This window comes from Paenibacillus sp. SEL1 (assembly GCF_054602535.1).
This window is the reverse complement of the sequence record NZ_CM137723.1, coordinates 5,580,214-5,600,276: the sequence shown is the minus strand read 5'-3', so window position 1 is coordinate 5,600,276 and position 20,063 is coordinate 5,580,214. Positions and strand designations below refer to the sequence as shown.

Genomic DNA, 20,063 nt, shown 5'->3' with positions numbered 1-20,063 from the left:
AAACTGTTACGCCCAAAATTTAAGATCCGCACAGTAGATAGTTCTGCCGTACAGTCTTTTTCAATAATATATACTATATGTAAGAGTAGGTCAATGTCAAGAAGAGAAAAAGAATGAAAACGTCAAAATTTGTCGATAGGGCTTTAGAACTAAAAAAGTGGGACGAATTTCTGAAAAATGGATGCAAATTTCTAAAGTTGAGAGTAAAATAGATCATATTATGAGCTATAGTGGTGTATAGCCGCTGTCTTGGTACAGCTAACTTTGCTGTGAAGGAGCGCCTTAATATGTCGGAATTTTCAACAACGGATCAGCAAATGCTTGACAGTAAAACAGTCCAGGCTAGCGGTGCTCCGCTGTTTGATGATAAAGGATATACGTCTTTTGCCTGGCTCCAGAACATGGATATGACACCCTATGATTTCCCCTATATTAATCAGCTTCTTGTCCAAGGATATCGGAGTTGGTTACAGCAGAGCAATGGTATATCTTGGATTAACGAAGAGTATACTGCTGTTTTTAATTTTATAGGTGTTCGTGTTGCTGGTAGGGAAGAAGATGATGACGAGGATTTGGATTTGGTCGAACGTTGTTGCATATCTAGAGAGATGGAAGTGAGCCAGCGCAAACTTCGTGATGGAAGCCTTGCGTTTGTGTATATGGTTCCCATACTATGCCGTAATTATAAGAGGGAGCCCTTTGCCGCTCTTCGTTTTACACAGCCTGTTCAACATTCTGTCTCAAATCAGGACACATTGTTAGTAGCTGCTTTACATTTTAAATCCTGCTTTTACTCGAAGTTTGAGTACATATTTATGGAAGATATCCTTGGGATGCAGAATCGAAGCGATCGTGAAGGTAGACGCCGTTCTATTTTATTTCAGATTGTAAAACGGATGCATGACAAAATTGACGTGGAAGGCGTGCTGGATGAGGTATTCGGGAGCATCGCCTATTTGTTTCCCCATGTAGATATCACCTTGTACATGAGTCAGGATCGACACAGTCGCAATCCGCAGGTCAAACCTTTGCTGCTGCATGAACGGGATGAAGATGTATGTGTCCGTGCATTTATGAAAGGGCAAATGGCTGTGAACGAGCCTGTCGGTACACAAGATGAAATAACTGAAATCGCCATCCCATTACGTGGCAAGCAGGGTGTATACGGTGTTTTCCATATGATTCTTCCATCGGGTGCGGATAGTATGAAAAAAGTGGATGTAGAGCTGATTGCCATGATGGCGGATACGGCTGGTACTGCATTTGAAAATGCGAAGCTGCTTGAGCAATCGAATGTACTTATCCATGAATTGCGTCTCATTAATGAACTGGTTCAGCGCTTGAATCAGAGCCTGAAGTTAAATGAAATATTTGAATTTGCCGTGCAGGAGTTATTAAAAATGTTCATGGCGGACTTTTGTTGTATTGTACAGCTTGATCAGGATGGAAATTGTTTTAAAGTCATGTCGAGTAATGTGGAAAGCTTAAGACTGGAAAGTTACCCTCTTGAAGATGGATTTGCTGGGCTGATACGCTTAACAGGAGAACCAGTGATTGTGTCGGACTATAGAAAGGATGGAAAGATATCCTCTCATTTTATGGATGCGACAGACTCCCAGTCTTTGATGGCTGTACCTATGAAGACCAGCGATACTCCTAAAGGGGTTATACTATTGTCCAGCAAGCTTCCACACTTTTTCTCTTACGATAATTACAAAATGCTGCAAATGCTAGCCCCTCATATCGGATTGGCGGTAACTAATGCTATGCTGCACGCTGAAGTGCGGCGATTGGCTAATATGGATATGTTAACAGGTCTGTATGTACGTCACTATGTGGACCAAATCATTCAGCAACATCAGGAAAAGGATTTCTGTGGATCTCTTATTTTGGTAGATATTGATCAATTCAAACAGGTGAATGATACGCATGGGCATCAGACGGGTGACGAAATTTTGATAAGCGTCAGCAATATCGTTCGTTCGGCGACTCGCGATGAGGATGTATGTGCAAGATGGGGCGGCGAGGAGCTTGCCATTTATTTACCGCAGCTGGGGGTTCAGCAGGCGCTCGAATATGCAGAAAAAATACGTTACCGTGTGCAGCATGAAACCGAGCCTCAGGTGACTGTTTCTTGTGGGATTGCTGAATGGAACTGGCTGGATGAGCAGATCAGTATTGAATCTTTATTTTATAGGGCTGATATGGCCTTGTACGAAGCGAAAAATGAAGGACGCAATCGAATAGTTGTTGATCATGTAGCCAATGTGTAGAGAATATTCCATAGGGAATGTTCTCTTTTTGTCTTGCATAACCCATTGCAGACAGGTAATCCTAAACGTAGCTATACCGTGTGTATGATTGAATTATAGGGAAAACACGATAAAGTGAACCAGGTAGCATAACTGCCTTGAAGCAGGCTTATTGCTCATGAGTACAGTTATGTTCAGGATAGGACGGATGATGGATGCATTGGAGAAAGCAATGGGTGATGCAGGTTTGTGTGTTCCTTGTAATAGGTGTGTTAAGTGGTTGTGCACTGGATCGACAATATACTCCTGAGCAGATTTTTAAGAGAGCTGTTGCAGGAATGGCCGGCAAAGAGATGGTAACGTTTACTGGACGGACTGCAATTAGAGCTGACAGTGGTCTGCCGACGAATAAGCAGTTTGAATATCGCGGTAGACTAAGAAATCACGATGAATTGACCATGCACTGGGGCTCTGCAGTGGCTTTTCGTAAGCAAGTTGGCTACGCAGCTCTGAAACAAGGTAAGTCCGAGCATGATGTTACACAAGAACGTTTTCTTCGTCAGAGTGGAAAATGGGTTGCACTGACATCCGGTTATCCCCCTCTGGTTGGAAATGGTATGTTAAATCGCTTCAATCCGATTCAGGAGCTTGAGGAATTAAATACACTGAATAAGAGCATTCGTATGGAAACGGGAGCTGCCCGGGGAACTTGGGTGTTGAGGATTGAACCGGAATCTGCTTCGGCAAAGCGCTGGTTGAAAGATCGTTTAATAAAAGAAATGAATACTTTAAACCCTCAAAACGGGATATTAAAAACGCAGCATACAGGAACGAATCGAGAACTGCAAAAGAAGTTGAGCCAAATATGGGCACAAAGTTGTGAGGATATGAGCAACCAGCTGGAGCAATCCATTGTGCGTACTGTGTATCATCTGACCATAGATCGCCAAACAGGTTTACCCTTAAAGCTTTCATCGGAATGCAGGATTTCCCGACAGGGAGCGAATGAAGAGCTGCATCAAGAGGCTTTGATAACCAGAGTTACTTTTAAGGACTACAAGTAACGTGGCGGGCGTGATACAATGAATTTTGAATTAACCATTGTTCAAAAAGAATGAAATAGAGAAGGAGAGACACTACATGAAAGATCCTAGAATACTTAAGCTGGCGGAAAATCTGGTCGGTTACTCTGTTGAAGTGCAGCCTGGAGAAAATGTATTGATCGAAATGATTGGTACAGAGCGCGACTTGCTTAACGCCATCATTCATGAAGTTGGTAAAAAAGGTGGAAATGTTTTTGTACAACTTACAGACCGTAAGGTACAGAGCGCCATGCTTCGTCACGCGACAAAGGAGATGCTGGAGACCTGGGCTGAGATTGACCTTAACCGGATGAAGCAAATGCATTGCTACATCGGAATTCGTGCAGGTGAAAATGTAAATGACCTGTCAGATGTGCCGGAAGATAAAATGAAAATGTATAATTCCATTTATCAGCATGCGGTACATAGCGAACAACGGGTGAAACACACTAAATGGGTAGTGCTGCGTTATCCGAATGACAGCATGGCTCAATTGGCGAATATCAGCACAGAAGCGTTCGAAGATTTTTATTTCGATGTGTGTAATCTGGATTATGCAAAAATGGACAAAGCTCAAGATGCATTGGCAGACCTGATGAATCGGACGGACAAGGTACGGATCAGCGGACCGGGTACGGATTTGAATTTCTCTATTAAGCAAATCGGAGCTATCAAGTGTTCAGGTCAATGTAATATCCCGGATGGCGAAGTATACAGCGCGCCTGTACGTGATTCCGTTAACGGAACTATCAGCTATAATGCACAAACCCTGTATAATGGTATTACTTTTGAAAATGTTAAATTCCGTTTTGAAAATGGTAAGATCGTGGAAGCGACGAGTAACGATACGAAGCGGCTAAATGATATTCTCGATTCTGACGAGGGAGCACGTTATATTGGCGAGTTTGCCATCGGGTTTAATCCGCACATTTTACACCCGATGAAGGATATTTTGTTTGACGAGAAAATCGCCGGCAGCTTGCATTTTACACCGGGTCAAGCTTATGAAACAGCGGATAACGGTAATCGTTCATCGATCCACTGGGATTTGGTGTTGATTCAGCGTCCAGAATATGGCGGTGGTGAAATTTATTTTGACGATGTTTTGATTCGTAAAGACGGTATCTTTGTACTGCCTGAGCTGGAGCCATTAAACCCTGAGAATTTAAAATAACGATATCCGTTCTTGCTGAGAAAGCGATTTCAATGTATTATTATGGGTGAGTAACGATACATGACAATTCAGTAAAGCGAGGGATCTCTATGTCCAATAATAACGCGGCGGTTGTTGAAATTGCACAGACGGCGAGCAAGTTCACCTCTTCCATCGTCCTTCATTCCGAAAATAAGTATATTGATGTGAAAAGTATACTGGGCTTGTTTACGACCCTAGTCAGCAGCCATAGCTATGAACTACACGTTCATGGGCCAGATGCGGAGGAAGCTAAGAAAGCGATCATCGAGGTATTCAAGAAGCACGGACTTCATATTTCAGTAGCCAGCTAACTTTATTCTTGAAGCAAAAGCATCCCTACCTGTAACTGTAGGGATGCTTTTTTTGTCAGGTTCTTGTATTAGCCTGCAATTTGGTCTAATATTAAGGATAGGACGTCTTGTGCGACATTGAGACATAGGGGGGAAGAATCCATGACTTCATCTGATTTGCAGGAACAATTGAATATCAAGGCTATTAATCTGCTTCAGGAAGATGCAGATAAAATAAAGAAGCTTATTGAAGTACAGATGGAGAATCTGGCAACCCGTTATTGCCCTCTCTATGAGGAAGTGCTGGATACTCAGATGTACGGATTTTCCAAGGAAGTGGATTTTGCGGTTCGCGCTGGACTTCTTCCAGAAATGGTAGGTAAACAGCTGGTCAGTGAGCTGGAACGCAATCTGGCTATTCTATATGAGGCCATGAATAATAAGGCCAATTAGGAAGACGGTTGAATTGATGAGAGCATGCGGAGTTTGAGAGCATGCTTTTTTTGATGCCTTTTTTTAAAAAAATGTTCCTTTAGGATGGCAAAAGCGCCTCGCCCTTCCACCATCCTAATGCACATTTTAAAACCTTAAAAGCTACACAAGGAAGAAGGATACACCTAACAATACATACACTACCAGTAGCATGAGTCCCTCATACCAGTTGGTTGAGCCGTCCTGGGTGATGGATTTGGCGATAAATACAGCGACAGCAATGGCGACCAGCTCAATAGTGGTGAAAACAATATTCATCGTGTTTCCCATAAAGTAACTGACAAAAATCAGCACAGGGGCAACAAATAGTGCAATTTGCAAACTGCTGCCGACAGCTATTTCGACCGATGCACCAATTTTGTTTTTCATCGCCAGTAAAATAGCAGCGCTATGTTCTGCTGCATTACCAATAATAGCGACGAGGAAGGCACCTACGAACAATTCGCTGAGCCCAAATTGGGTCGTAAACACCTCCAGTGTACCTACCAGCCATTCGCTGACAAAAGCGACCATGACGGTAGCGAGTACCAAATAGGCAATGGATTTGTTTCTGGACCACACAGGGGCATGCTCATGTGGCAATTCTTCATCTTTTTGTTCGGTCACGTCAGCTAAATAGTCCTTATGCGTAATCATAGAGAAAATAAGCCACGCAATATACGCGACAATGAGCGTGCCTGCGACAATCAGGCTGAGCGTATCTGATTCGTTATCCGTGATAACGTGTGTGTTCAGAAAGACAGCTGGAACGAACAAGGCAATAACAGCCACAATCATCAGAGAACCACTTAATCCAGCCAGCGATATATTGAAATTTTGCACTTTGTACTTCAAACCGCCTGCGAACAGACTTGCTCCGAGCACCAGCAGCAGATTACCGATGATGGAACCGGTAAGACTGGCCTTTACCATATCGTAAAGACCTTCTTTAACGAGAAAGATGGCGATGATCAGTTCGGCTGCGTTACCAAAGGTGGCATTTAAGAACCCACCTAGACGTTGGCCAGCATAATGCGCGACACTTTCGGTCGCCCTGCCGAGAAAACCGGCTACGAATACAACAGAAATTGCACAAATGACAAATTGGGCTATAGCATTCCAATGGGTGTAATGAGCGACTGCGCTAAGAGCAAATGTCGCTATGAGCAAAGCGGGAGATAACCATTTTTTCAATGAAGAGCACCTCGATATCAATAGATGTGTACAAGTTTGGCGAAAGCTGTCACTTGTATGGATTTTCTAAATTAATATACCCAAAATGATATAGGTTGTAAACGAAAGTTGTTTTTCATACGTAGGGTTTGCATTTGGAGTGGCTGAGGCTTTACAATACAAATAAAGGATGGATGAAGGGGGACATAGGTCATGGCAGAGCAAATTCAACAACTGGAAGCAGGAAACATCAAGATTTCCAACGATGTCGTAGGTAAAATTGCCGGGATGGCCGCATTAGAGACACCGGGCATTGCTGCAATGTCAGGCGGTTTATCGGAAGGCTGGGCCAAAAGGCTGAGCGGTAAAAATGTACAAAAAGGCGTATCAGTGGAGGTTGGACAGCTGGAAGCTGCCATTGATCTACGTATTGTCGTGCTCTACGAAACACCTATTCATGAGGTGTCCCGAATTCTTCAGCAAAATGTGCGAGAAGCCGTCGAAAGTATGACGGGTTTGCGGGTTGTGGAAGTGAACGTAAAAGTGGAAGGTGTCGCGTTCAAGGACGACGCAGTGTAAAAGAATCAGGAACCGACAAATTGACGTTTTTAACCAATTGTATACATGTCGGGAAATTCCGTGGGATAACCCGAATAAAAACACGAAAACTGGTGGTTATAGAATCGCCAGTTTTCGTTTTGTGAATCAACAGTATAGCCATTTTGCAGAGGGCTCTCGTATTTTATACATAACCAAAAGAACTTCCAAAGCCACCGTTGTAAGTGGTCCTTGGAAGTTCTTTTTTTAGCGAAAACGGTTGGTTCTACGAGTTTGAAAGCGATTGGGTACTTCATTACGGACAGCTACCCCTGTGGTGCGTTCCTGCACCGCTTGTTTGGTGTTCTCACGAGAAATACTGAGCATAATACCCATGGAAAACATCATGACAAGTAGGGAGGAGCCACCAAAGCTGATAAATGGAAGCGTTACGCCAGTGATTGGAATCGTTTGGGTTACACCGCCGATATTAATGAAGGCCTGAATGGCGATCAAACCCATGATGCCGGTGCCTACCAACGTTCCGAACGGATCATGGCAACGAAGAGCAATGATCATGCCTCGCCAAATGAAATACAAATATAGCATCAGGAATATGGCTGTTCCGATAAATCCGAATTCTTCACCGATTACGGAAAAGATAAAATCATTAAATGAATTAGGAAGATAGTGAAGCTTGATAATACCTTTACCAAAGCCTGACCCGTTTAAGCCGCCTTCACCTATAGCTTGTAAGGACTGTACCAGATTGTATCCCGTTCCTTGTCTATATTTCTCGGGATTAAGAAAGGCTTGAAAGCGCCCGATTTTATAATCTTGCTGGGCAGCAGCTTGTCCCTCTGTGGTTCCAGAATCTCCTCCAAACAACGACCCAATACCAAACACGATGGAAGCACCTAGCACGAGCAGGACGATTGATGCTGTAATATGCTTGACACTGGCTCCCCCGGCATAAATAATCAGACCACTGGTGGCAACCAAAATGAAGCAGGAGCCTAAATCAGGTTGAAGCATGATGAGTCCTGCAACACAGCCTACAATGACTGTTACAGGTATGTAGCCAGTCCGCAGATCTCTAAAGCGATCACCTTTTTTGACGATGAGTGCGGATAAGTAAAGAATGATGGAAATTTTCGCAAGCTCCGTTGGCTGGAAGCCAACACTACCAAACCTGAGCCAGCTTTTTGCGCCGTTAAGTGAGCCTGTAAAAAGAACGATGATTAGCAGTAATATAGTTATGAAAAATAAAGGTACAAAAAGCTTTTTATATTTTTCCATCTTAATATTCATAGCTACCAACATAATAAAAAGTCCAAGTACAGCAAATGCAGATTGGCGCTTCACAAAATATAAAGAGTCAAAATTATATTCTTTATTCAGCAGAGCTACGCTGGAGCTGGAGCTAAATACCATAATTACACCGAATCCAACCAGTAACAAAGTGAGGATCAGCAATTGGAAATCCGGTGTGCCTCTTCTTCGAGTCTCCGGCTTCGTATTTCTCATATCAGCTTCCCCCGGTATTCGCCACAAGGTATATTCCTCGCAGACGGTTATCATTTTATCGTTTATCCATTTTATCATATTATGTTTGATGGGCTTCTGCAAGCTCCCTGGAGCAACAGATATCGCAACAATTCCATATCTGCTACAATAGGATAAAAATGAAGACTTGAGAGCAGCGGTGCATACGTGGTGACGCTGCATGTTTAATCGGGAACTTGCCCGATGCTTTAAAAGGAGAGGTGGAGCAGAATGACACAACATGTGATAGACGAGACCTGGTTTGATCGTTTGCAAGAAAACATGGTGGAATGGCGTAGACATTTACATAAGAATCCCGAAATTTCCTTTCAAGAAAGCAAAACTGCAGCTTTTGTAGCGGATAAGTTGGAGAGTTGGGGAATCGAGATTCGCCGTCAGGTAGGGGGACACGGTGTTGTAGGTACCATTCGTGGTGCTAAACCTGGGCCTGTCGTCTTACTGCGTGCCGATATGGATGCTCTTCCTATTCAGGATGAAAAGGAATGTGAATATCGCTCCAGCGTGGACGGAGCCATGCATGCTTGCGGCCATGACGGACATACATCCGCGTTGCTTGGAACGGCTTACTATTTTAGTCTGAACCGGGACGAGCTGCAAGGAGAAATTCGGTTGTTGTTCCAACCTGCGGAGGAACTGCTGCCTGGCGGAGCGGTCAGTGTAATAAAGTATGGTGTATTGGAAGGTGTGGATGTCATTTATGGCATCCATTTATGGACACCTTTTACGGTCGGGACGGCCGCGAGTTGCGCAGGGCCGCTGATGGCGGCGGCAGACGATTTTTATATTGAAATCACAGGTAAGGGTGGGCATGGTGGCATGCCTCAGTCCACTAATGATAGTGTGGTGGCGGGTTCAGCTCTTGTTATGCAACTGCAAAGTGTCGTAAGCCGTTCAGTCGACCCTTTGCGACCTGCTGTGCTGACGGTGGGAACCATCCAAGGGGGCTCTGCGCAAAATGTGATCGCAGAAACGTGTCGCTTGAGTGGGACGATTCGTACGTTTGATGAGGAGACACGAACGGTAATGAAGGAGCGACTGCATGAGGTGACAGAGCTTACAGCCGCAACATACGGTACAACAGCACAGGTTCGCTATATTATGGGATACCCACCAGTTGTCAATGACGCACATGAAGCATCTCGTTTCTTTAATGAAGCAAAATCTGTTTTTGGCGAGGAGAATGTACAGGAAGCGTCGAAACTGATGCCTGCTGAAGATTTTGCGTATTATTTGGAACGTGTGCCAGGTTGCTTCATGTTCGTAGGAGCGGGTAACCCAGTTAAAGGAGCAGTTTATCCACACCATCATCCGAAATTTGATTTTGATGAGGATGCTATGATTAACGCGGTTCGTTTGTTTATTGCGATGTCTACGGGATACGCTGCGGAACGAAAAGCAGGGGCAATTAAGGGCTAAAATGAGTTGAATTAGGAACGGTTCAATCTGGAGTATGAGCTGAATGAAATGGGGTACCCTACTCTTGAAAAGGAGGGAGTACCCATGAAAAAAGTTCAGGAAGTTATGACTAAAAAATGCGTAACGGTTACCCCGCAGGACAATATTTATGAAATTGCGGTCAAAATGAAGGACAATGATACTGGTTTTATTCCGGTTGTGGAAAGCGAAGGCAGTGATAAGTTGATCGGTGTAGTAACGGACCGTGATCTTGTCGTTCGCGGCTATGCGGCTAAAAATTCGGGTTCGGGTTCGGTCGATACAGTTATGACGACAGGTATTCGTACAGCTAGTGCGGACATGTCGGTGGACCAAGCAGCTGAGCTGATGGCAGAGCAGCAAATCCGTCGTTTGCCCGTGACGGAAGGAGACCGTCTGATCGGGATTGTCTCGATCGGGGATTTGGCTGTTCGTAATATTTTTGCAGACAACGCTGGAGAGGCGCTTAGCCATATTTCCGAGCAGGTCCACTAGAAGAATAATTAAGGTAGCATTAGTTTAGGGAGATCTTTACCCCGAGCTTCTAATCAGGAGTTCAACCCGAATATGGGTTGAACTCCTTGCTGTTCTGGTTGATATGCGAATAAACGGATAAGCTATTTATTATATAACTTTAAAATGATGTATGGTTAGATTATCAGGAGGTAGTTATGAATCCAGAACATCCTTGTATTGTACAACGTGATTTTACCGTTCTGCTGGAAATGGGCTTGCCCGGTTCAGAATGGGCTCGTTCACAGTTGCAGATTTATGCGGAGCTGGTTAAAAGCCCGTCCGCTTTTCATACATATCACCTCACCCCACTGTCTTTGTGGAACGCAGCTGCCCTCGGATGGAGTGCTGAGGACATTCAAAATAGTTTGAACTCCATGTCCCGTTGGGATATTCCACGTGATTTGTTGAAGGATATTGAACAGCTCGTTTCTCGTTATGGGACGTTGACGCTTTCAAGGGAGGGTACGGAAGAAGAGCGAACTTATAGCACAGATACGATTGGCGCATACCGTGCTGAACATGAGCCAGACGGAGGTATAAAGACAGGGAAAGCCAACAGCTATACAATAGGTGATCGCTTGATCTTGGGAGCAGAGACCCCCGCTTTACTGGATGAGCTACTGACCAAGCAAGAGCTAAAACAGCTTGGTTTACTTCGCGTTGACGAGGTAAGCACATCGGTCCCGCCCGAAAATCGGGGCTTGCTCAAGCAGGAATTAACGCGCTTGGGATATCCCGTTGTGGATACGGCAGGCTATCTTGAAGGGAATCAGCTTAGTTTTACCTTGGGAAAGGGACAAACGAAGTTGCAGCTTCGTGATTATCAAGTAAAGGCCGCTGATGCGTTTGAAGGGGCGGACGGCTTAGGGGGTAGTGGTGTACTGGTGCTTCCATGCGGAGCCGGAAAAACAGTGATAGGTATGGCCGTAATGAATCGGTTTCAGTGCGAGGTGCTTATTCTAACATCCAATACCACTTCTGTACGGCAATGGGTAGAAGAGTTAAAGCAAAAGACGGATATTCCTGCCGATTCCATCGGGGAGTATAGTGGTCAGAAAAAAGAGGTGCGTCCGATTACGGTGGCAACTTACCAGATTTTGACACACCGTCGTACCAAAGATGGGGATTTTGAGCATATGAAACTGCTGAGTGAGCGGAAGTGGGGACTCATTATATATGATGAGGTTCATTTGCTACCCGCGCCAGTATTTCGGGCGACGGCTGACATTCAGGCTACCCGTCGTTTGGGGTTAACGGCCACGCTGGTTCGAGAGGATGGTTGTGAACGGGATGTGTTCTCTTTAATTGGACCCAAACGATACGATATGCCGTGGAAGGAGCTGGAGCAGCAGGGCTGGATCGCTCAGGTCGATTGTGTGGAGCTACGGCTTCCAATGACAGCTGAACTCTTGGAGCGCAGTATGCGTGCGGAGGGCAGACAGCAGTACCGAATTGCAGCCGAAAATCCGGTCAAACTGGAGGCGGTGCGTAGCCTGATGCAGCAGCACAGCGGCTTGCCCACGCTTATTATTGGTCAATATTTGGACCAATTGCGAATATTGGCTCAGGAGCTGGGCGTCCCACTGATTACGGGTTCAATGAGCCAGACCGAGCGGGTGCGCTGGTTCGATGCGTTCCGCAAGGGTACAATTCAGACTCTATTGGTGTCCAAGGTTGCAAACTTTGCGGTGGATTTGCCAGATGCGGCAGTAGCCATAGAGGTATCGGGTAGCTTTGGCTCTCGCCAGGAAGAAGCGCAGCGACTGGGCCGTATTTTGCGACCAAAGTCGGGCGAGAATAAAGCTTATTTTTATGCGCTAGTGACGGAGAATAGCAAGGAGACGGATTTTGCAGCTCGTCGTCAGCTGTTTCTGATCGAGCAAGGCTATGAATATGCGGTTCGCAGATTTAGTGTGACAGAGGCTAACGGAGGCCGGAATGCTAAGCCTGATCGTGGGAAGAAAAAGGAGGCCTAATTAAGAATGGGCGTAACGAACACGCAAGACAGCTGGAATGAGCTTTCATCGGATGAGCTACTGGTGCTTAGACGATGCTTTATCTGGTACGCGGGACAGCCCATGAAGGAAGAAGAACCTATACAGCTTACCCGGGGAGTGTTAAGCGGAGTCGAAACGAAACTGGCACTACGTGGATTACGTGCCCGAGGCTGGCTGGAGGCTGTTACCAAATCGTGGGGCGAACGAATTTTATATATTCCGGTTCATCGGCTACCGGATCTGTACGATATGTTGTTAGAGCAAAATCCAATGAACATGATGCATTCGGATCATCCGATAACGGTACATGAATCAATGACAGGCCTGGAGTCGGAATTACTGCATGCGTTGTCACGTATTGCGGTACAAGGTGTCCCTTTGACGGCCAAAGGAACCATACATAAGCGATCATTGCAAAAATTGAATGAACTGACTCCCTTTCGCCCAGATAACCTGATGGGTCTTGGGTTGCATTATGCGCATGCAGAGCTGTATCCAGTGCAAACAGTGGTAATGATGGATTTGCTACTCAGTTTGGGGCTGTTAGTGAAAGAAACTGTGTCTTTTCGCATTCAGGAAACGGAACTGGCAACTTGGATTCGTTTGTCTGCTTGGCAAATGCGCAAGCATATTTTTGCTACACTCATGGAAAGATACGGCAAGGCCGAAGCGTCTATGCAGCATTTTCGCTATATGCTGTGTGCCGTCTCCCAGTATGTAGGAACAGAAGGGTGGATATCTATCAAGTTTCTGCTGCAATGGATGCTTCAGGTAGGCCTAATCCAGCATGAGAGTACGAGCAGAGCGGATTCCAAGAATGGTGCCCTTTTAGACCTTGTTCCTATAATCTCAAATCCGGAAGGGTTTGCGGGAGAAACGGGTTCTGATTTTAATTTCAATGAACCTTTCATGGAGGAATTGAAGGGTTGGCTGAAGGCTCTGACTGCTTTTGGAATGGGTGATTGGGGCCAGACTGTATTGGGCGAACTGTGTTTTCGCTGGAATGTATCTGTGATAGATATGCTTCGTCCCAATAATTATGAGGATACACATCCAGAGCAAGGTACTTTTTATGTACAACCTGATTTTGAAATATTGGTTCCACCAGATGTGGCATATGATGTGCGCTGGCGACTGGAATGCTGCTGTGAACGTGTGACAGGAGATCGGATGGTAGTATACCGGATCACCAGAGAAAGTGTTACAGAGGCAATCGAGTTAGGGATGGAAGCCAAAGCAATTCCTGCTCTTCTGGATAAATACAGCCGAACAGGTGTGCCTGATCATGTACGTATGACGGTAGAACAGTGGGCAGGTGATGTCGGACGGACCGCTTTTGCAAAGGTAACACTTTTGCGATGTGGCACACAGGAGGATGCAGACATAGTTGCACGCCATCCCGCGCTGGAAGGATTACTGGAACGGCTGGGCGATAGGGACTTTATTATTCCGGCAAGCTCTGCTGTCAAAATACGAAAAACGCTTGCTGCAATTGGATTAGGCCCACGTCGTGAACCGGAAGGTGTGGACGAGCCAACTCATCATTACCCATTGATTTCGGAAACAGAGAACATAAGTTCAGGCAGTCCCAACAGTGAAATGGAGTCCGACCCGATTCAGGCCCGTCCTATATTTTCCCAAGAGGGAAGAGCAGGTTTGGTTTATACAGGGCGCACGCTGCATTTTTACGAACAAGAGCACATGTTGCCTGATCCGTCTGACTATTTTCCGGAAAGATCTACAGTCCCCTCCTCATGGACAAAAGAATGGAGGAGTTACCATACTTCCACTGCCCGGCAGTTGATCGAGCAAGCGATACGTTGGCAGGCCGCTGTGGGACTGCGAATCGGTGGGAAAGAGGTTAAATGGATACCGGAGGCGGTGGTTCCCGGTGCACCATGGAGTGTCACAGGCTGGTATGCCTCAGGAATGGATGACGAAACACCTTCTCAAGCGAGCTTACAGCCAAGTGAATGGTCAGACATGCGGCTGCTGGTTCCTTTTACATAGTAGAGCCAGGAAGTGCATGAAACTCCTTCTTCTCAAAAGAAGGATGTGGTATGATAAATGAGTCTACTTTTACTGGGTAGAACTTTATATAAAGTGAGATGAACATTCATGAGCGTAGCCGAATTGAATACGGTCAATATGGCAGAAGTGCTTATTAACGCCTATGAATTGGGCGATATGGTCAACCGATCCTTTGAGGTATCGGATTATTTATATTGGAAACAGCGTGTGGAATTGAATCCGTCTATTCAGGCGTGTGTACGCAAGCTGGATGCCAAAAAGGAGCTATTCGCGGAAACGGAGCGTTTTGGGCATTTTCATCCGAACTATCATGAAGCGAAGGATGCAGTGCAGGTCGTCGAGCTGGAATTGGAACAATTCGTGGAGGTTAAGGAGTTCAAACGAGCCGAAAAGGCGCTGGATGATATGCTTCATGCCATGTCTGAAACGATTGCATATTCCGTGTCCGAGACCATTAAGGTGCCGAGCAATGATCCGAATGTGAAAAAGGGCGGATGTGGCAGCGGAGGGAAATGCTCCTGTGGATAGGTCATAGGAATGATACCGAGTGGAGGGGAGATGAAGCGAATGTTTGCCGAGCGGACAGGGTACATCATTTGGGTAAGCGATATCAAGGCTGCCCGCAATCTGGAGAAATACGGAAATGTCCACTTTATTTCAAAGCGTATGCATTATGTAGTTATATATATGAATGCGGATCGGGCAGAAGACACCGTTAAAAATATTCGCAGACTTTCCTATGTGCGTAAGGTCGAGCGTTCTTTTCGAAATGAGATTAGGACGGAGTACAACGACGATAAGGAAAAGATGAAAGAATATGAAATATAAGTTTCTAATATCTATATATTGTAAAATATTCTTAAAAGGTCAGCCTACGGGCTGGCTTTTTTTTGTAAAGTCAGGACTTTTGCATAATGGTCTTAATGCTGTTAGACCTAAAAAATCTTTAAAAACCGCCCATAAACTTCAATTTTGTAACTTGTAGTCCCGGGTCTGTTGAGGTAACATATGAATATATTGGTAGATATAAAGACCTATCTGGTGGGGAGAGTGATCCCGTGCGTGACAAAGCAATGCAGCGATGGAGTACATACGAACCGTTCTACGTGGAGATGGGCGATAAAAAAGTCGCCGATATCGTGATTACAAATCATGCGAAAACTCGCTACTTAGATCGGATAGAGCAGAAACAGTCCGAGACGAATCATATCGCCGCCTGGCTTTGGGAATGCCTGAAGCAAAACAGGATGGAGTCCTACTATCATAACGAAGAGGATGTATATTTAATTGATGGTGATCTGGTCGTCGTGGCCGAATTTGGAGAGTTGCCCGGCGAGATGGATATTGCGGGGAATCCGCTTCACAAGATGATTGTCATTACCTTTTTGGGTCGAATGTCGGAGACCATTGAATTAAGGGATTTGAAGTCATACTATTCATGGCTACGCCATTCGCGACGCATGACACTGATGAAAAGCACTCGTAAGCAAAAATAGACGGTGATTGGGCGGTCGGCTCTAGATGAAAAAATCTCCGAACTTATGATTACCGTCAATTTTGAGTAGAAAGTATGCAGTTATCAGCTGCATGCTTTTTTTATTTCCAGCAATAAAACTCCCCCAATTCAGTAAGTTTACTTGGAAATGCTTCGACAGATGTTTTTCTTATGGTAAAATAGAGAGATCAGAGGGGAGAGGGCTGTCAGTATGAACTTTCATCAGTTGCACATTTTTTATACCGTAGCGGAGCGTGGGAGCTTTTCGGCGGCGGCACAAGCGCTGCATATGACACAACCTGCGGTGACGATGCAAATTCAGTCTTTGGAAGATTATTTCGGCACGAAGCTGCTGCAACGTTCGACTAAAAAAATCGAGCTTTCAGAGGCGGGAGCGACACTACTACCTTTTGCGAAAAAAAGCATGCAACTGATTAGGGAAGCTGACGAGGCGATGTCTGCTTTTACTCACATGCTGGAGGGAAGATTGCATATTGGCGCCAGCCTAACAATTGGTGAGTATATTGTACCAAGAATGTTGGGGCCGTTTGGCCAGGAATACCCTCATATACGCATGGCAATGAATGTGATGAATACGACTCAAATTATGGATGATATACTAAAACATCAGTTGAATTTAGGACTGATTGAGGCCCCAGTCCAGCATCCGGATATCGTGGTAGAACCTGTAATGCAGGACGAACTGAAACTGATTGTGCCTTCAGGACATGCGCTGGCCAAGGCTAAAAAAGTGGTTCTGGAAGATGTGTTTAAGCATCCCTTTGTAGCCAGAGAAAAGGGATCGGGTACACGTCAAGTGATAGAAGATGAGCTGAAAAGTCGTGGTGTGGATGCCTCTCGACTTGGTATTGTAATGGAGATGGGGAGCACTGGAGCGGTTAAATCGGCGGTGGAGGCTGGACTGGGTATTACCATGCTATCACCTTCTTCGGTGAAGCATGAAGTTGCGCTCGGTTTGTTGAAAATTGTGAACATTTCAGATATCACGTTCAAACGAGAATTTTATGCAATTCATTTGAAGTCGGCGTTGTTACCGATTCCGGTAGTCACCTTCCTGTCTTACTTGCGTCGTCATGATCAGGGAACGGACGTGCTGAGGGACTCGCAGGACGAGCTGGCAAAGGTGAAAGAGAAGGAGGATGTATAATGAAGGAGCAGATTAACGTAAAACGATATGATTTACATACACACACCCAAGCATCTGACGGCATGCAGCCACCCGCAGATAATGTGCGCTGGGCCAAGGAAAAAGGACTGGCAGGTGTGGCCATTACAGATCATGATACGGTAGCTGGTCTGGAGGAAGCTCTGAAGGAGGGAAAACGCATAGGAATTACTGTGGTGCCAGGAGTGGAAATTAGTACTCGAGCTGGCGGTAAGGATATTCATATACTCGGTTATTTTATGGATTACAGCAATAAAGTGTTTTTGGAGCGGTTGGAAAAGCTTCGCCAGGCGCGGGATACCCGTAATGATTTGATTTTGAGTCAATTGCGTAGTCTGGGCGTGGAAATCACACTGGATGAAGTGGTGGCTACGATGGGCAGACCGCTGGCACCAGATGAAAGCATTGGACGTCCACATATGGCAGATACGCTGGTTCAAAAGGGATATGCGAAGGATATGCGGGATGCGTTTGACCGTTACTTGGCGGAAGGAGCACCCGGATATGTGTCTGTACCCCGTGTAGAGCCTGCGGAGGCCATAAACTGGATTCGTGAAGCAGGAGGGGTACCTGTGGTGGCCCACCCTGGCTTATACGGAAATGATGAGCTGGTTCGCTCTATTATAGAGGAGGCGAAGCCTGTGGGCTTGGAGGTGCGACATTCGGACCATGATGCTGAGGCTGAGAGCCGATATACTGCGATGGCGGCACAATATGGGCTCATTGCAACTGGCGGCTCGGATTTTCACGGTGCACGCCAAGGTGTTATTTTCCACGGTGATCTGGGTAGCCGTAGTGTGGAAGATCGGGTTGTCGAGGAATTGAGGAAGGCTGCTGTTGGACAAAAGTAAATAGAAAGCCCCTTGCCTTATGCATGGAACACAAGAAGTGTATCGTGCAAAGAACAAAGGGCTTTTTTTGTGGATTCAATAGGCTGGTGAGACTTAGCCGTTTTTGATGCGATTCGGCAGCTTTTTGACTAGTTCCTCATCGGGTGTAATGAAGAGCGTACGCTGATGGTCGTAGATGACAAAGCCGGGCTTGGCTCCGCTGGGCTTACGTACATGTCGAATCAGGGTGGCGTCCACAGGCACACTGCTGGACTGCTTGGCCTGGCTAAAGTAGGCAGCGAGTTGAGCTGCTTCCTCCAGCGTCGTATCCCCGAATTGCTCAGCACGAATAACGACGTGTGACCCCGGAATATCCTTTGTGTGCAGCCAGGTGTCATTTGGTCCGGCCAGTCGATTTGTCACATATTCATTTTGCAAGTTGTTTTTGCCGACCAGTAACTCGATACCTTCGGATGATGTATAGACGTGCAGGGTTGGACGGTTGTTTTTCTTCTTTTTCTTTCCTTTTTTGACCCGATCTCTGAGATAGCCCTGCTGAACCAGTTCTTCACGTATTTCCTCAATGTCATTCATAGAGGCGTGGGCTAGCTGCTGAAGAAGATTGTCCATATAACGGATTTCTTCGTGCGTTTTCTCCAGTTGTTCGTCAATGACAGCCAAGCTGTTTTTATATTTGTTGTATTTTTTAAAATACCGTTGTGCATTATCCGATGGGTTGAGTAGCGGGTCCAGTGGGATGGTCATTGGACGCTGTTCCTCATCATAAAAGTTGGTGAGCGTCACTTCTTTGTCCCCTTTTTTCACCTCATGCAGCGAAGCGAATAGCAGCTCTCCATAAATGCGAAATTGATCCGCATCTTCCGCCTCGGCCAAATCCTGATGGAGATAGTCGAGTTTTTTTACGTTTTTACTCCGCTCGTTTTGCAGAAACCGCAGTAGGTCACTGACCTTTTGCTTAACCGTATCCCGTTCTGCTTTTTCTCCGAAGAAGTCCTCCATACACTCACTGATAGTAGCGTACTCCTTACGTTCTTCTTGGATCAACGTCAGTGGAATGGCTGAGAATATCACTTTATCTTGTGCGTTTAGTCCAGATACTGGCTGAAAACGATGATTCCGCACGTCATCCATGATGTGACTGAATGTACTCCATAGTGAACGATCACTATCACCAGATACTTCATTAGTTACTCGAGTTAGTATCTCTTCAGCAACGAGGGGACTGAGTCCAGTAAAAGTGTTCACGATCCAGCGTTTGGGAGCTTCTTCGGCCTCGATCGCAGTTTGATACGAGGATATGAAGGCTGCCTCTTCCGTTTCTAATGGATTCAGCTTGTTTTGTGCAGGAGGCTCCGTGTATTGAAAGCCGGGCATAATGACCCGATAGCTGCTGATAGACGGTGTGACATGATGAATGCCATCCAGCATCACGCCTGTTTCCGGGTCAAGCAAAATAATGTTGCTGTGTCTACCCATCAGTTCAATGATAATTCGTTTGAGTGAAATATCTCCCAGTTCATCACGTTGACGTATATCCATGTGAATAATACGCTCCATGCCCACCTGCGTGATTTTCTCAATAACGCCTCCTTCGCAATGCTTGCGAAGGAGCATACAAAACATAGGGGCTTCTGTCGGATTAAGAAAGCTTTGTTCTGTAAAATGTACACGCGGAAAGGTCGGATTAGCCGACAGCAGCAGCTTTACGCTTCCGCCTTGTGCCCGCAGATTCAGCACGATATCGCGATCATTTGGCTGATGTATTTTATTAATGCGCCCGCCCCGGATTCCTTGCAGTTCGTGTACGATAGCGCGGGTTACGATTCCGTCCAATGCCATAATTATGTTCTCCTTTGAAGCAAATGTATTTTCGCCTTCCTTCTATGATACATAACTTTGGGACAAAACTTAAGCGGCTTTGTGATATTTCAGGTCCTGTCCGAATAGATTGAATCTAGAAAGTCTGTCCAGCTTATCAGCAATCGCG

General features: G+C 45.6%; 18 protein-coding genes. 15 read left to right on the top strand and 3 right to left on the bottom strand.

Going from position 1 to position 20,063, the window contains the following annotated elements; all coding sequences use genetic code 11:
* Positions 1-287 precede the first annotated feature (287 nt).
* The 5 genes from ACYCSE_RS25700 to ACYCSE_RS25680 all read left to right on the top strand — a co-directional run bounded on the left by ACYCSE_RS25700 (position 288) and on the right by ACYCSE_RS25680 (position 5,272).
* On the top strand, positions 288-2,273 hold the full coding sequence (locus ACYCSE_RS25700) for a sensor domain-containing diguanylate cyclase (RefSeq protein ID WP_336078367.1): 1,986 nt from the start codon (positions 288-290) through the stop codon (positions 2,271-2,273).
* A gap of 218 nt (positions 2,274-2,491) precedes the next feature.
* Positions 2,492-3,316 (top strand): hypothetical protein, encoded by an 825-nt coding sequence (locus ACYCSE_RS25695; protein ID WP_459702570.1) that lies wholly within the window; start codon positions 2,492-2,494, stop codon positions 3,314-3,316.
* A gap of 76 nt (positions 3,317-3,392) precedes the next feature.
* Positions 3,393-4,508 (top strand): aminopeptidase, encoded by a 1,116-nt coding sequence (locus ACYCSE_RS25690; protein WP_013310916.1) that lies wholly within the window; start codon positions 3,393-3,395, stop codon positions 4,506-4,508.
* 89 nt (positions 4,509-4,597) lie between these two features.
* Positions 4,598-4,840, top strand: coding sequence for an HPr family phosphocarrier protein (locus tag ACYCSE_RS25685; protein ID WP_061829006.1), 243 nt, complete (start codon positions 4,598-4,600; stop codon positions 4,838-4,840).
* Between the two features lie 141 nt (positions 4,841-4,981).
* A complete protein-coding gene (locus ACYCSE_RS25680) occupies positions 4,982-5,272 on the top strand; it encodes an Fpa/YlaN family protein (RefSeq protein ID WP_007431028.1) in 291 nt (96 codons plus the stop codon).
* Between the two features lie 141 nt (positions 5,273-5,413).
* Here ACYCSE_RS25680 and cax read toward each other — a convergent pair whose 3' ends face one another.
* Positions 5,414-6,484: a calcium/proton exchanger gene (cax, locus tag ACYCSE_RS25675; RefSeq protein WP_069289890.1), complete on the bottom strand. Its 1,071-nt coding sequence runs from the start codon at positions 6,482-6,484 to the stop codon at positions 5,414-5,416.
* Positions 6,485-6,676: 192 nt separating this feature from the next.
* On the opposite strand from cax, the gene ACYCSE_RS25670 reads away from it, so the two are divergent.
* The gene (locus tag ACYCSE_RS25670) at positions 6,677-7,042 is read left to right on the top strand and encodes an Asp23/Gls24 family envelope stress response protein (protein ID WP_235309494.1); all 366 of its coding nucleotides are present in this window, start codon (positions 6,677-6,679) and stop codon (positions 7,040-7,042) included.
* Between the two features lie 225 nt (positions 7,043-7,267).
* On the opposite strand, the gene ftsW is transcribed toward ACYCSE_RS25670, so the two are convergent.
* Complete coding sequence (gene ftsW, locus ACYCSE_RS25665) at positions 7,268-8,527, bottom strand: putative lipid II flippase FtsW (RefSeq protein ID WP_250261026.1); 1,260 nt, start codon at positions 8,525-8,527, stop codon at positions 7,268-7,270.
* A 249-nt stretch (positions 8,528-8,776) separates the two neighbouring features.
* Between ftsW and ACYCSE_RS25660 the strand changes: the two genes are divergently transcribed.
* From ACYCSE_RS25660 to ACYCSE_RS25620, 9 genes are all read left to right on the top strand, one after another.
* Positions 8,777-9,982 carry a M20 family metallopeptidase gene (locus ACYCSE_RS25660; RefSeq protein WP_459700585.1) on the top strand — a complete coding sequence of 402 codons (1,206 nt, stop codon included), beginning with the start codon at positions 8,777-8,779 and terminating at the stop codon, positions 9,980-9,982.
* Between the two features lie 84 nt (positions 9,983-10,066).
* On the top strand, positions 10,067-10,495 hold the full coding sequence (locus ACYCSE_RS25655) for a CBS domain-containing protein (RefSeq protein ID WP_023989320.1): 429 nt from the start codon (positions 10,067-10,069) through the stop codon (positions 10,493-10,495).
* Positions 10,496-10,671: 176 nt separating this feature from the next.
* Positions 10,672-12,492 carry a DNA repair helicase XPB gene (locus ACYCSE_RS25650; protein WP_459700582.1) on the top strand — a complete coding sequence of 607 codons (1,821 nt, stop codon included), beginning with the start codon at positions 10,672-10,674 and terminating at the stop codon, positions 12,490-12,492.
* Between the two features lie 6 nt (positions 12,493-12,498).
* Positions 12,499-14,523 (top strand): helicase-associated domain-containing protein, encoded by a 2,025-nt coding sequence (locus ACYCSE_RS25645; protein ID WP_459700580.1) that lies wholly within the window; start codon positions 12,499-12,501, stop codon positions 14,521-14,523.
* A 108-nt stretch (positions 14,524-14,631) separates the two neighbouring features.
* The gene (locus ACYCSE_RS25640) at positions 14,632-15,072 is read left to right on the top strand and encodes a YlbF/YmcA family competence regulator (protein ID WP_061829012.1); all 441 of its coding nucleotides are present in this window, start codon (positions 14,632-14,634) and stop codon (positions 15,070-15,072) included.
* A 39-nt stretch (positions 15,073-15,111) separates the two neighbouring features.
* Positions 15,112-15,372, top strand: coding sequence for a YlbG family protein (locus ACYCSE_RS25635; protein ID WP_023989316.1), 261 nt, complete (start codon positions 15,112-15,114; stop codon positions 15,370-15,372).
* Positions 15,373-15,602: 230 nt separating this feature from the next.
* Entirely contained in the window at positions 15,603-16,040 is a 438-nt protein-coding gene (locus tag ACYCSE_RS25630; RefSeq protein ID WP_023989315.1) for a hypothetical protein, read from the top strand.
* A 210-nt stretch (positions 16,041-16,250) separates the two neighbouring features.
* Positions 16,251-17,207: a selenium metabolism-associated LysR family transcriptional regulator gene (locus tag ACYCSE_RS25625; protein WP_322171418.1), complete on the top strand. Its 957-nt coding sequence runs from the start codon at positions 16,251-16,253 to the stop codon at positions 17,205-17,207.
* Positions 17,207-18,076: a PHP domain-containing protein gene (locus ACYCSE_RS25620; protein WP_446674645.1), complete on the top strand. Its 870-nt coding sequence runs from the start codon at positions 17,207-17,209 to the stop codon at positions 18,074-18,076. The genes ACYCSE_RS25625 and ACYCSE_RS25620 overlap by 1 nt, the downstream gene beginning before the upstream one ends.
* A gap of 93 nt (positions 18,077-18,169) precedes the next feature.
* On the opposite strand, the gene ACYCSE_RS25615 is transcribed toward ACYCSE_RS25620, so the two are convergent.
* Complete coding sequence (locus ACYCSE_RS25615) at positions 18,170-19,915, bottom strand: Rqc2 family fibronectin-binding protein (RefSeq protein WP_459700575.1); 1,746 nt, start codon at positions 19,913-19,915, stop codon at positions 18,170-18,172.
* Positions 19,916-20,063 lie beyond the last annotated feature (148 nt).